The sequence below is a fragment of the Clostridium cochlearium genome (assembly GCF_900187165.1).
Classification (GTDB): Bacteria; Bacillota; Clostridia; order Clostridiales; family Clostridiaceae; genus Clostridium_G; species Clostridium_G cochlearium.
On record NZ_LT906477.1, the window covers coordinates 1061853 to 1075550 of the forward strand.

The window sequence follows — 13698 nt, forward strand, 5'->3', positions numbered from 1 at the left end:
AGGGAGGATATATATGGAGTTTGATATATGGTATTCAATGGTTAGATGTTCTAATAAAGACAAATTAAATTTATTAAAAAAATTTAAAAGTACTAAAAGTATTTGGGAAAAATTTTGTAATAATAGATTAGAAAAAACTGATGATAAAAATACAATGAAATTAAGCTATACTTTAAAAAAATATTGGGATGAAAATAAAATTAAAGAAATTAAAAATATATTATTATCAAAAAATATAGGAATAATAAATTATTATAGTGAAAATTATCCTGAGAATTTGAAACCTTTTGAGGATTCTCCTTCCATATTATACTATAGAGGAAATATAGAAAAAATAAATTTAAATAAAAATTTAGCTATAGTTGGGTCTAGGGATTACAGTTATTATGGCGAAAATGTAACTAGCATTATCTCTAGAGAAATGGCAGAAAATAATATAAATATAATAAGCGGAATGGCTAAAGGAATAGATGCTTTTGCCCATAGATATTGTTTAGAGGCAAAAGGTTATACTTGTGCTGTATTAGGATCTGGAATAGACGTTATATACCCTTATGTGAATAAAAGCATCTATTATAAATTATTAGAAGAAGGCGGTATTATATCAGAATTCCCTCCAGGCACAAAACCTTATCCCTATAATTTCCCTTTAAGAAATAGAATAATAAGTGGATTAAGTGATATTGTAATTGTAATAGAGGCATCAGAAAAAAGTGGATCTTTGATAACTGCTTCCTGTGCTTTAGAACAAGGTAAAGATGTTATGGCAGTACCAGGTTCTATATTTTCTAAAAAAAGCATAGGAACAAATAAATTAATTAAAGATGGAGCATATCCTTTTACAACTATGGAGGATATTTATAATTTACTAAATATGAATTATAGGGAAAAATTTCAGGTACAAAAAAATAATTTGAATAAAATAGAAAATAAAATTTACAGTGTAATAGAAGATACTCCAATTCATATAGATGATATAGTAAGAGTAACTAAAGTTGACATAAAGAGGTTATATGAGGTATTATTTGAATTGCAATTTAAAAATCATATAACTTGCCTTTCTGGCAATTATTATGTTAGAATTTCAAATAGTATTTAAAATAAAAGAAAACTTAGGGGGTGAAACTCTGGTAATATAAATATCAGAGATGTATATGGGACAAAAACTTATCATTGTGGAATCGCCAGCAAAAGCAAAAACCATTGGAAAATATTTAGATAAAACTTATCATGTTGAAGCATCCATGGGACATATAAGAGATCTTCCCAAAAGTCAATTGGGAGTTGATATAGATAATAATTATGAACCTAAATATATAACCATTAGAGGAAAAGGTGAACTTTTAACCAAAATAAAAAAACAGGCTAAAAAATGTGATAAGGTTTATCTGGCTACAGACCCTGATAGAGAAGGGGAAGCTATTTCTTGGCATTTATCTAAAGCATTAAAATTAGAAGAGGATAAGAAATGTAGAATAGTATTTAATGAAATAACTAAAACTGCAGTAAAAAATGCTATAAAAGAACCTAGAGAAATTGATATAGATTTAGTAAATGCTCAGCAAGCTAGAAGGGTATTGGATAGACTTGTTGGATATAAAATAAGTCCTATCCTATGGAAAAAAGTAAGATGGGGTCTAAGTGCAGGTAGAGTTCAATCCGTTGCATTAAAGATGATATGCGATAGAGAGAAAGAAATAGAAGAATTTATTCCTAAAGAATATTGGAGTATTGAATGTAAACTAAATAAAGATAAAAAGGATTTTTTAGTTAAATTAATATCAAAGAATAATAAAAAAATTGAAATAAATACAAAAGAAGAAAGCGATAATATAATTAAGGAACTTAAAAAAGGTAAATTTATTGTTCATAAGATCAAAAAGACAACCAAAAATAAAAATCCATTACCACCATTTATAACAAGTACTTTACAACAAGATGCCTATAGGAAATTAAATTTTTCAACAAAGAAAACTATGTCCATTGCGCAACAACTTTATGAAGGAATTGATATAAAGGGATATGGAACTATAGGTCTTATAACTTATATGAGAACAGATTCTGTTAGAATATCTAAAGAGGCACAGGATAAGGCTAGACAATTTTTAGAAAATGCATATGGAAAAGAGTATATACCAGAAAATCCTAGAAATTATAAAGGTAAAAAAAATATCCAAGATGCCCATGAAGCTATAAGGCCTACAAATATAGGAATAACACCTAAAATTGCTTTGGAAAATTTAAATTCAGATCAATATAAACTATATTCTTTAATTTGGAATAGATTTATGGCAAGTCAAATGGCAGCTTGTGTAATGGAAGTTAATTCTGTAGATGTAGAAAATAGCGGATACATATTTAGAGCTACAGGATCAATTGTTAAATTTGACGGTTTTATGATAATTTATGAATATTTAAGTGAAGATGAAAAGGAAAATATAAATATTCCTAAATTAGAGAAAGGAGAAGTTCTTAAAGAGAAATCTATAGATGGAAAACAGCATTTTACACAACCACCAGGAAGATTTTCGGAGGCATCTTTAGTTAAGGTTTTAGAAGATAATGGGATAGGAAGACCAAGTACTTATGCCCCAATTATATCTACTTTATTAGAAAGAACCTATATAGAAAGAGAAAATAGGACTTTACGCTCCACAGAATTAGGAGTGATAGTGAATAATATTATGACGGAATATTTTAAACCAGTAGTAGATGCTGAATTTACAGCAGAAATGGAAAATAAATTGGACAGTATTGAAGAAGGAAGTTCAGAATGGAAAAGTGTAGTAGATGAATTTTTTAGTCCATTAAAAGAACTTATAGAGACTGCGGAAAAAGAAGTTGAAAAAGTTGTATTAGAAGAAAAAGTTACAGATGTAAAGTGTGAAAAGTGTGGTAAGAACATGGTGGTTAAACATGGAAGATATGGTGACTTTTTAGCTTGCCCTGGATATCCAGAATGTAAAAATACTAAACCTATAGTACATCAATTAGATGTAAAATGTCCTAAATGCAATGGAGAAATAGTACTAAAAAAGAGTAAAAAGGGAAGAAAATTTTATGGATGTAGTAATTATCCAGAATGTGATTTTATAAGTTGGTTTGAACCAGTAGAGAATAAATGTGATGTTTGTGGTAGTTATATGGTAAAAAGATATACTAAATCCAAAGGAGATTATATTGAGTGTTCAAATAAGGAATGTAAACACAAAATTATGCAAGAAAAAAAACAAGACGAATAGTAACAAGTAAAAAAATTAATAATATTAAAAAAAGTTTAAAAATACAGTAGAAATGTTGAAATTTCAAAATTTATGTGATATTATAAATATTAGTAAAAGGGGAATAATTCTAAAAATTAGGAAAAATCAAAAAGTCTTAAGTGTATGGTGATATCTGTTCAACACGTTTAATCCTTGATAAAATGTGGTTATCATGTAGTAATTACACGTAGATATTAGTAAATTTGAGAAGATAAATTGCCCTAGTAACAATAGAGAAATAGAGGAGGAATTACAAATGTCATCATTATTAGAGAAGACAAGAAAACTAAACAAAATATTACAAAAATCTGGAGCGGAGCCTGTGGTATTTGACGATATATGTAAGCTTTTAAGTGAAGTTTTATCTTGTAATGTTTATATAATAAGTAAGAAGGGAAAAATATTAGGATATGATCTTTCTACAGGATTCGAATGTGAAATAGTAAAGGACAAAGTTGTACCAGAAAAGAGATTCCCAGATCATTATAATAACAAATTATTAAATGTTCATGGAACTAAATCCAATTTAGAAAATCAAGGAGAATGTGTTTTTGAATTAGGGGAAGAGTGTGGTGTGAAAAATAAACTTACCACTATCGTACCTATTAACGGAAATAGAGAAAGATTAGGTACACTATTATTGGCGAGATTTGATGTGCCTTTTACTGATGATGATTTAGTTATTTCTGAATATAGTGCTACTATAATAGGATTAGAAATACTAAGATCTAAACAAGATGAAATAGAAGAAGAAGCAAGAAAAAAAGCAGTAGTTCAATTAGCAATAGGAACTCTTTCATACTCCGAATTAGAAGCAGTAGAACATATTTTTAATGAGTTAGATGGAGAAGAAGGTTTACTAGTTGCTTCAAAAATAGCAGATAAAGTGGGAATAACTAGATCAGTAATAGTAAATGCATTAAGAAAGTTTGAAAGTGCTGGTGTAATAGAATCTAGATCTTTAGGTATGAAGGGAACACATATAAAGATATTAAATGATAGACTTTTAGAAGAATTGAAGAAAATAAAGTAATTTGTGGATACTTTCAAAAGTATCCCTTTTTAATATGTAGGATTTATGAATAATATTTTTCCAAAAAAATTATTGAATACATTTAAAGCATATGATATACTACTGTAGGTAGTAAAAATACACACATAACCTAATTTTATAAATGGTGCTTTTAAAAAAAAGTAGTTTATATATATGAAGGTTATGGAGGCAAAACCAAGGAGGTAAAATAACATGTCAGTTATATCAATGAAACAATTATTAGAAGCAGGTGTTCACTTTGGACATCAAACAAGAAGATGGAATCCTAAAATGGCTCCATATATCTTTACAGAAAGAAATGGTATATACATAATAGACCTACAAAAAACTGTAAAGAAAATAGAAGAAGCATACAACTTCATAAGAGAAATTGCAGCAGAAGGAAAAGACGTTATATTTGTTGGTACTAAAAAACAAGCTCAAGAAGCTATCCAAGAAGAAGCAGTAAGATGTGATATGCACTTTGTTAACAATAGATGGTTAGGTGGAATGTTAACAAACTTTACAACTATTAAAGGAAGAATAAGAACTTTAGAAGAACTTGAACAAATGGAACAAGATGGAACATTTGAAGTGCTTCCTAAAAAAGAAGTTATAAAGTTAAAATTAGAAGAAGAAAAACTAGAAAAGAATTTAGGTGGAATTAAGAGCTTAGATGCTAATAATATAGGAGCTATGTTTGTTGTAGATCCAAGAAAAGAAAAGAATGCTATATCAGAAGCAAAAATATTAGGTATACCAGTAGTTGCTATAGTAGATACAAACTGTGATCCTGATGAAGTAGATTATGTAATTCCAGGTAATGATGATGCTATAAGAGCGGTAAAATTAATTACTTCAAAAATAGCAGATGCAGTAATAGAAGGAAGACAAGGAGAACAACTAGCTGAGTAATTTGATAGCTATTTTAAAAAGGTAGATGATATTAATTCATTTACCTTTTAAAAAAGATTAATAACACAGGAGGTCATAATTATGATAACTGCTAAAATGGTAAAAGAACTTAGAGAAATAACCGGTGCAGGTATGATGGATTGTAAAAAAGCTTTAACAGAAACTAATGGAGATACTGAAAAGGCCATAGAAGTATTAAGAGAAAAAGGATTAGCTGCTGCTGCTAAAAAATCAGGAAGAATTGCAGCAGAAGGTATTGTAGAAACTTATATTTCTGAAGATCAAAAAAGTGCTTCAATAGTAGAAGTAAATTGTGAAACAGATTTCGTAGCAGCAAATGAAGAATTTAAAGCGCTTGTTACAAACATTGCAAAACAAGCTGTAAATACAAAGGCTACAGATGTTGAAACTTTTGTGGATGAAAAATACATAGGAAGCGAAGAAGGCACAATTAAGGATGCAGTTACTGCATTAGTTGCAAAACTTGGAGAAAATATGTCTGTAAGAAGATTTAAAAAATTATCCGTTGAAAATGGAATAATTGAAAGTTATATCCATGGAGATGGAAAAATAGGTGTATTAGTAAAATTAGAATGTGAAAAAGAAAGTGAAGTATTAAACGAAGTTGCAAAGGATGTAGCTATGCAGGTAGCTGCAGTTAATCCTCCTTTCTTAGATAGAACATTTGTAGATGAGGAAACTTTAGAAAAAGAAAGAGAAATTTACAGAGTTCAAGCCTTAAATGAAGGAAAACCTGAAAAAATTGTTGAAAAAATGGTAGAAGGAAGAATCAACAAATATTACAAAGAAAATTGCTTAGTAGAACAAGTTTGGGTTAGAAATTCAGATTATACTATAGAAAAATACGTTAAAGAAAAATCTAAAGAAATTGGAGCAGATATAAAAGTTGCTGATTTTGTTAGATTTGAAAAAGGTGAAGGTATAGAAAAGAAAGAAGAAGATTTCGCAGAAGAAGTTAAGAAACAAATGCAATAATTAAAGAGAGAACACTGAGTGTTCTCTTTTTTTGAGAAAATTGAAAAACATAAATTATTACATCTATAAATAAAATGCTTTTTTAAAAGAAAAGTTCTAAATTAAAAATTACATTGTAATTTTTAACAATTTGGAGGTATAATATAATATGAGTAATATAAAATATAAAAGAATTATGTTAAAATTATCTGGAGAAGCCTTAGCAGGCGAAAATGGATATGGATTAGACTTTGAAGTGGTTAAAAGAATATCCAAAGAAATAAAAGAATTAGTGGATATGGGAGTAGAAATTGGCGCAGTAGTAGGTGGCGGTAATATCTGGAGAGGTAGAAATGGTGAAGATATGGATAGAACCACTGCAGATTACATGGGAATGCTTGCTACTTGTATAAATGCTTTAGCTTTACAAGATTCATTAGAACAATTAGGAGTTAATACAAGAGTTCAAACAGCTATTGAAATGAAAGAAGTTGCTGAGCCATTTATAAGAAGAAGAGCTATGAGACATTTAGAAAAAGGAAGAGTTGTTATATTTGCAGCAGGTACAGGCAATCCATACTTTTCTACAGATACTACAGCAGCACTAAGAGCAGCAGAAATAGAAGCAGATATAATATTACTAGCTAAAAAAGTAGACGGGGTATATGATAAGGATCCTCATAAATATAAAGAAGCACAAAAATTTGAAAATTTAACATACATAGATGTTTTAGATCAAGGACTTCAAGTTATGGACTCTACAGCTACATCTCTATGTATGGATAATGATATACCTATATTAGTTTTTGCCCTAGATGCTCCAGGTAATATAAAAAGGGCTATTTCTGGAGAAAAAATAGGAACTATAGTATGTAAGGAATAAAGGGAGGAGTTTTTTATGTTAAAAGAAATAATGAAAACAGCTGAAGACAAAATGAGTAAAGCTTTAGTAGTTTTACAAAAAGATTTAGCTTCATTAAAGGCTGGAAGAGCTAATCCTGCTATGTTAGACAAAATAGAAGCAGAATATTATGGGACTATGACCCCTCTAAACCAACTTGCTAATATATCTGTTCCAGAAGCAAGAATACTTCAAATACAACCTTGGGACAAATCTTCACTTAAAGCAATTGAAAAAGCTATATTAATGTCAGATTTAGGATTAAATCCTAATAATGATGGAACTGTTATTAGATTAATTATACCTGAACTTACAGAAGAGACAAGAAAAAATATAGTTAAAACTGTAAAGAAATATGGAGAAGATACTAAAATAGCTATAAGAGCTGTTAGAAGAGAAGGTAACGATAGCATAAAAGAATTAAAGTCTGATATGTCAGAGGATGACATTAAAAAAGCAGAAGAAGAAATACAAAAAATAACAGATAATTATGTGAAAAAAGTAGATGAGATAGTAGAAGTAAAAGAAAAAGAAATTATGTCTATTTAATAAAGAGTAAAGCCTGCCTTACAGCAGGTTTTATTAATAAGTTTTAGGGACGGAGATTTAAATGTGGAATGTATTTAAAAATAAAAATGAACAAAATGATAAAAAAAACAATGAAATAAAACTGGATTTAACTAATATACCAAAACATATAGCTATTATAATGGATGGAAACGGCAGATGGGCAAAAGAAAGAAATCTACCTCGTAGCTTCGGACATAAAGCAGGAGTAGAAACTATAAGAGATATAGTTAAGGAGTGCAACAATATAGGTGTTAAATATCTTACACTATATGCTTTTTCTACAGAAAATTGGAAACGACCTAAAGAAGAAGTTAATGCTCTTATGGAGTTATTAGTAAATTATCTAAGAAAAGAAGTAGATGAATTACATGAAAATAATGTAGTTATAAATACTATAGGAGATATATCTAAATTACCTAAAGTTTGTGAAGATGAACTTGTAAAAGCATATAATAAAACTAAGGATAATAAAGGACTTGTATTAAATTTAGCTCTTAATTATGGCGGAAGAGATGAAATTATTAGGGCTATAAAATTAATGTATAAAGACATAGAAAAAAAACAATTTAATATAGAAAATGTAAATGAAAATATATTAGAAAACTATTTATATACTAGGGACATGCCAGACCCTGATTTAATTATAAGACCTAGTGGAGAACAGAGAATAAGTAATTTTCTTTTATGGCAATGTGCTTACTCAGAATTTTGGTATTCCAACATAAAATGGCCAGATTTTAAAAAGGAACATTTACATAAAGCCATAAAAGATTATCAGAATAGAAATAGAAGATTTGGAGGGGTTTAAAAAATTGCAAAACAATTTTTTAGTAAATAACTAATAATGGAGTGATGTAATGAATAGTAGATATCTAGGGGCATTAATATTATCTCCTCTTCTTATATTCTTATTTTTAGGAGGAAAATATTTAAAAGCATTAATATTTTTAATATCTCTTAGAGGAATGTATGAATTCTATAAGGCTGTAGAACAAAAGGTACATCCTGTATCTTTTATAGGATATGCATTGTGTATATTTTATTATTTATTTATGTTAAATAATAAAATTAATGCGGAATTATTTTTTTTCATATTAATATTATCAATGCTTATTTTAATGCTAATACCTATATTTAATGAAAAATATAGTTTTATAAGTGGAGCGGTAACTTTATTAGGATTCATATATATTCCTATATTTTTTAGTTTTATAGTTCTTGTGAGTAATAAAACTTATGGCAACTATCTTGTATGGTTAATATTTTTGTCATCTTGGTTATGTGATACTTTTGCATATTATGCAGGAAAATACTTTGGTAAAAATAAACTTTGTCCTAAAATAAGTCCTAAAAAAACTGTAGAGGGATCTATTGGAGGACTATTAGGAAGCATTGTAGGATGTACCTCACTTGGTACATTTGCTATATCTAATGGGGTAGATATAGGTATAATACATTTTATATTAATAGGAGCTATAAGTGGTATATTGTCTCAATTAGGGGATTTAGTAGCTTCTTCTATAAAAAGATATGTAGATGTAAAAGATTATAGCCATTTAATTCCAGGACATGGTGGCATATTAGATAGATTTGATAGTATATTATTTTCATCTGTAACAGTATTTTATTACTTAACATTTATAATAAGAATATAGTTTATAAAAGCACTTAGAATTTTTAAGTGCTTTTTATAATATAAATAGGATATAGCAATATTAAATATGAGGAATAAATTGAGATATAAAGAATTACATTGTAAATTTAAAAAGTTATTTTATTGTATAGTTTTATTAATTACAATAATATTTTTAACTATGTTCTTAAAAAGATATTTTAAACCATTTTTTGTTGTATTTTTTGTTGTATATATATCGACACCTATATATAATTTAATATTTAAAATAAGTAAAATAAATAATAAACTAAATGGGTTACTAAGTATTATAATTATAAATTTTATTATAATTATTCTATTTATATATATGGGAAATTTTATATACAAATTAAAGGATTCAATAATTTTAGGATTCCAAAGATCCTATTCATTTATTGAAGAAATTTTAATAAATTTAAATTTAAATTCTAATCTAATAGGTGTTAAAATAGAAGAGTATTATAATTCTGCTATTATTAAAAGCAATCTATTAAAGAGAGGGGCTATATATACAACAGAAAGTATAATAAATTATTTTATAGGCAATATTATAGCTTACTTTATTTTAGTAGATAAATATGTTATATTAAACAATATTAAAGATATTATACCTAAAGATCTATTAAGATTTATTTTTAATAGGTATAAAGATATTAAAAATATTATAAAATTAGAGTTAATGCTTGTATTAATAACTACATTGCAAACAATATTTGGATTTATGGCATTAAATATTGAAAATGCTATAGAACTTGGAGTCTTTTGTGGCTTTTTAGATTTATTTCCTTATGTAGGGACTATAATAGTATTTTTGCCATTAATACTATATAATATTTTAATAAAAAATTATATTATAGCTTTTGGTTTGCTATGTCTTTATATATTGCTTATAATAAGTAGGAATATAATGGAGACTAGGTTTGTAAGTACTACTTTAAAAGTTCATCCTATAATTATTATAAGTTCTTTTTATATAGGATTTAAGACTTTTGGAATATTAGGTATAATAATAGCACCATTGTATGTGATAATATGTAAGAGTATATATTTAGAGGAATGTGTAGAGTACATGTGAGCACATTATAAAGGAGAGAGACCACTTGAAAAATATATGTATTTTAGGAGCAACAGGGTCAATAGGTACTCAAGCTTTACAAGTTATAAAACAAGAAAAAGACTCCCTTAATTTATATGCAGTTTCTGCTAATAAAAGCTGGGAAAAAATCATAAACATAATAAAAGAATTTCAACCTAAATATGTTTCTATGACGGATAAAGATGCGTTTTTAAAAGTAAAAGAATTTTGCCAGGAAAATAATAGAAATACAGAGGTTTTATACGGTATAGAAGGTATGAATTCTATAGCAAGTTTAAATGAAGTAGATATTGTACTTACTTCTGTAGTCGGAATGATAGGATTAGAGCCTACACTAAAAGCTATAAGAAATAAAAAACATATAGCTCTTGCCAATAAAGAAACACTTGTAGTAGCAGGGGAAATAATTAAAAAAGAAGCATTTGAAAATAAAGTAAACATACTTCCAGTGGATTCAGAACATGGGGCAATATTTCAATGCCTTTTAGGAAATAGAAAAGAGGATATTGATAAAATACATCTAACAGCCTCAGGAGGTCCTTTTAGAGGAAGAAAAAGGAAAGAATTAGAAAATGTAACCGTAGAGCAGGCTTTGAAACATCCCAATTGGAGTATGGGAAGAAAAATAACTATAGATTCGGCTACATTAATGAACAAAGGTTTAGAAGTAATAGAAGCCCATTTTTTATTTGATGTAGATTATAAAGATATAGAAGTTGTAGTACATCCGGAGAGTATAATTCATTCTATGGTAGAGTATAAAGATGGAAGCATAATTGCTCAATTAGCATCTCCAGATATGAAACTTCCAATACAATATGCTTTTAACTATCCCACAAGAAAAAATAGGGTAATTAAAAAACTTAACTTATTTGAAATTGGAAATCTATCTTTTTATAAACCGGACTTAAATACCTTTAGATGCTTATACTTAGCATATAGGGCTGGAAAAATTGGAGGTATGATGCCTGCTATTTTAAATAGTGCTAATGAATATGCTGTAGAATTATTTTTAAATAAAAAAATAGATTTTTTACAAATAGCCAATATTATAGAAGAATGCATGGATAAGTTTTATATAAAAGAAGAACAAAATGTAGAAAAAATTATACATATGGATAAAGTTATTGGTAAGTATATAAAAGAAAAATATAAGTAAAATTTAAGTAGGCAAATATTAAGGAGGAATAGATTGTGAGTTTTATAAATATAATTGGAGCAGTATTAGCATTTAGTTTATTAGTACTAGTTCACGAATTAGGACATTTTACTTTAGCAAAATTAAATGGAGTAGCAGTAGAAGAATTTTCTATAGGAATGGGGCCTAAAATTTGGGGATTTAAAAAGGGAGAAACAGAATATGTTATAAAAGCCCTTCCTATAGGTGGATATATAAAAATGCTTGGAGAAGAGGGAGAAGAAACTTATGACGAAAGGGCATTTACAAATAAGTCTTCTCTAAGAAAATTAAGCATAGTGGCAGCAGGACCTTTTATGAATTTAGTTTTAGCTATAGTCTTATTTGGAATTATTTCTTTTAATAAAGGGTTTGTAGTTCCAATAGTAGGAGATGTTGTAGAAAATCAACCTGCCTATGTTGCAGGACTTCAAAAGGGAGATAAAATAATAGAAGTAAATAATAAAAAAATATCTACATGGGATGATTTTATAACACAAATTTATAAAAATGAAGGAAATATCTTAAATATTAATTATGAAAGAGATAATAAAATAAGCAGTGTTAAGGTAGTTCCAGTTAAAAATGAAGAGGAAAACAGATATGTTATTGGAGTAGCTCCAACATTGATGGAAAATCCTAGTTTAAGTGAATCTATATCTCATGGTTTTTCAGAAGCAATTTCTTTAATAAAACAAACATTTATGTTTTTAGGTACTTTATTTAGAGGTAGAGCTTCTTTTAGTGATTTTGGAGGTCCTATAACCATAATAAAAGTATCTGGAGCAGCAGCTAAGGCAGGATTTTGGAGTTTACTTTCCTTTGCAGCTTATTTAAGTGTTCAATTGGGTATATTTAATATTATTCCATTTCCAGCCCTAGACGGAGGATGGATAACTTTCTTTTTAATAGAAATAATAACTAGGAAAAAATTAGATAGCAATAAAATAGGTGTAATAAATTATATAGGATTTGCCATACTAATGACATTGATGGTATTGGTAACAGTAAAAGATATACTATATCCTATAAATTTTTAGGAGTGAATTTTAGTGAATAAAAAAGAAACTGTAAAGATAAAAATAGGAGATATATTTATAGGGGGGGATTCTCCTATAACAGTTCAATCTATGACCAATACAGATACAAGGAATGTAGAAGAAACTGTTAAGCAAATAAAAAAGCTAGAAGAAGTTAATTGTGACATAATAAGATGTGCAGTGCCAGATGAAGAGGCTTGTGATGCTCTAACTGAAATAATCAAAAAGATTAATATACCCTTAGTGGCAGATATACATTTTGACTATAAGTTAGCTTTGAAGGCTATAGATAATGGGGTATCAGCTCTGAGAATAAATCCTGGTAACATAGGAAATGAAGAAAGAGTAAATTTAGTTGCAAAAAAAGCTAAAGAAAATGGAATACCTATAAGAATAGGGGTAAACTCTGGTTCACTAGAAAAAGATATATTAAATAAATATGGTGGAGTTTGCTCTGATGCTTTAGTGGAAAGTGCATTAAGGCATGTTGAAATTTTAAATAAAGTAGATTTTCATGATATAGTTATATCTATAAAATCTTCAAATGTAAATCAAATGATAGAAAGCTATAAAAAGATATCTTCTAAGGTTAATTATCCTTTACACTTAGGTGTAACGGAAGCAGGAACACCTTGGAGAGGTATAATAAAATCTAGTATAGGTATAGGAGCTTTGTTATCTGAAGGTATAGGAGATACTATAAGGGTTTCTTTAACAGGGGATCCTATAGAGGAAGTTAAAGTTGGGAAAGAAATATTGAGATCTTTAAATTTATATAATAAGGGCATAGAATTTATTTCTTGTCCTACCTGTGGAAGAACAGAGATAAATTTAATAAAAATAGCTGAGGAAGTTGAAAAAAGACTTGAAGATGTTGATAAGAATATTAAAGTAGCTATTATGGGATGCGTAGTTAATGGACCTGGTGAAGCAAGAGAATCAGATATAGGCATTGCTGGTGGGAAAGGCTATGGCTTAATATTTAAAAAAGGAAAAATAATTAAAAAAGTTAAAGAAGAAGATTTGGTAGAGGGACTTATAGAAGAAATAAGAAATATGTAGGATGTGAAGGGT

The 13698-nt window shown here is 28.0% G+C and carries 13 protein-coding genes; all 13 read left to right on the forward strand.

Translation table 11 applies throughout. The annotated features are described in order from the left end of the window. Positions 1 to 13: 13 nt before the first annotated feature. The 13 genes from dprA (at position 14) to ispG (ending at position 13686) form a co-directional block, all read left to right on the forward strand. Positions 14 to 1099, forward strand: a complete 1086-nt coding sequence (dprA, locus tag CKV72_RS05150) for a DNA-processing protein DprA (protein ID WP_095177674.1) — start codon at positions 14 to 16, stop codon at positions 1097 to 1099. Between the two features lie 55 nt (positions 1100 to 1154). Next, positions 1155 to 3242, forward strand: a complete 2088-nt coding sequence (gene topA / locus CKV72_RS05155) for a type I DNA topoisomerase (protein ID WP_095177675.1) — start codon at positions 1155 to 1157, stop codon at positions 3240 to 3242. A gap of 277 nt (positions 3243 to 3519) precedes the next feature. Continuing rightward, the gene (codY, locus tag CKV72_RS05160; protein WP_095177676.1) at positions 3520 to 4296 is read left to right on the forward strand and encodes a GTP-sensing pleiotropic transcriptional regulator CodY; all 777 of its coding nucleotides are present in this window, start codon (positions 3520 to 3522) and stop codon (positions 4294 to 4296) included. Positions 4297 to 4509: 213 nt separating this feature from the next. Beyond that, positions 4510 to 5211 (forward strand): 30S ribosomal protein S2, encoded by a 702-nt coding sequence (gene rpsB / locus CKV72_RS05165; protein ID WP_095177677.1) that lies wholly within the window; start codon positions 4510 to 4512, stop codon positions 5209 to 5211. A gap of 81 nt (positions 5212 to 5292) precedes the next feature. Further along, the gene (gene tsf / locus CKV72_RS05170) at positions 5293 to 6207 is read left to right on the forward strand and encodes a translation elongation factor Ts (protein ID WP_095177678.1); all 915 of its coding nucleotides are present in this window, start codon (positions 5293 to 5295) and stop codon (positions 6205 to 6207) included. 148 nt (positions 6208 to 6355) lie between these two features. Then, complete coding sequence (gene pyrH / locus CKV72_RS05175) at positions 6356 to 7069, forward strand: UMP kinase (protein ID WP_095177679.1); 714 nt, start codon at positions 6356 to 6358, stop codon at positions 7067 to 7069. A 15-nt stretch (positions 7070 to 7084) separates the two neighbouring features. Next, positions 7085 to 7636 (forward strand): ribosome recycling factor, encoded by a 552-nt coding sequence (gene frr, locus CKV72_RS05180; RefSeq protein ID WP_089864177.1) that lies wholly within the window; start codon positions 7085 to 7087, stop codon positions 7634 to 7636. 61 nt (positions 7637 to 7697) lie between these two features. Further along, positions 7698 to 8465: an isoprenyl transferase gene (locus tag CKV72_RS05185; protein WP_089864180.1), complete on the forward strand. Its 768-nt coding sequence runs from the start codon at positions 7698 to 7700 to the stop codon at positions 8463 to 8465. A gap of 49 nt (positions 8466 to 8514) precedes the next feature. After that, the gene (locus CKV72_RS05190; protein ID WP_089864183.1) at positions 8515 to 9312 is read left to right on the forward strand and encodes a phosphatidate cytidylyltransferase; all 798 of its coding nucleotides are present in this window, start codon (positions 8515 to 8517) and stop codon (positions 9310 to 9312) included. Between the two features lie 78 nt (positions 9313 to 9390). Beyond that, complete coding sequence (locus tag CKV72_RS05195; RefSeq protein ID WP_096635714.1) at positions 9391 to 10386, forward strand: AI-2E family transporter; 996 nt, start codon at positions 9391 to 9393, stop codon at positions 10384 to 10386. A 25-nt stretch (positions 10387 to 10411) separates the two neighbouring features. Beyond that, a complete protein-coding gene (locus CKV72_RS05200) occupies positions 10412 to 11566 on the forward strand; it encodes a 1-deoxy-D-xylulose-5-phosphate reductoisomerase (protein ID WP_089864188.1) in 1155 nt (384 codons plus the stop codon). Between the two features lie 44 nt (positions 11567 to 11610). Further along, a complete protein-coding gene (gene rseP, locus CKV72_RS05205; protein ID WP_169712385.1) occupies positions 11611 to 12624 on the forward strand; it encodes an RIP metalloprotease RseP in 1014 nt (337 codons plus the stop codon). Positions 12625 to 12636: 12 nt separating this feature from the next. Then, a complete protein-coding gene (gene ispG, locus CKV72_RS05210) occupies positions 12637 to 13686 on the forward strand; it encodes a flavodoxin-dependent (E)-4-hydroxy-3-methylbut-2-enyl-diphosphate synthase (RefSeq protein ID WP_089864194.1) in 1050 nt (349 codons plus the stop codon). Positions 13687 to 13698: the final 12 nt, after the last annotated feature.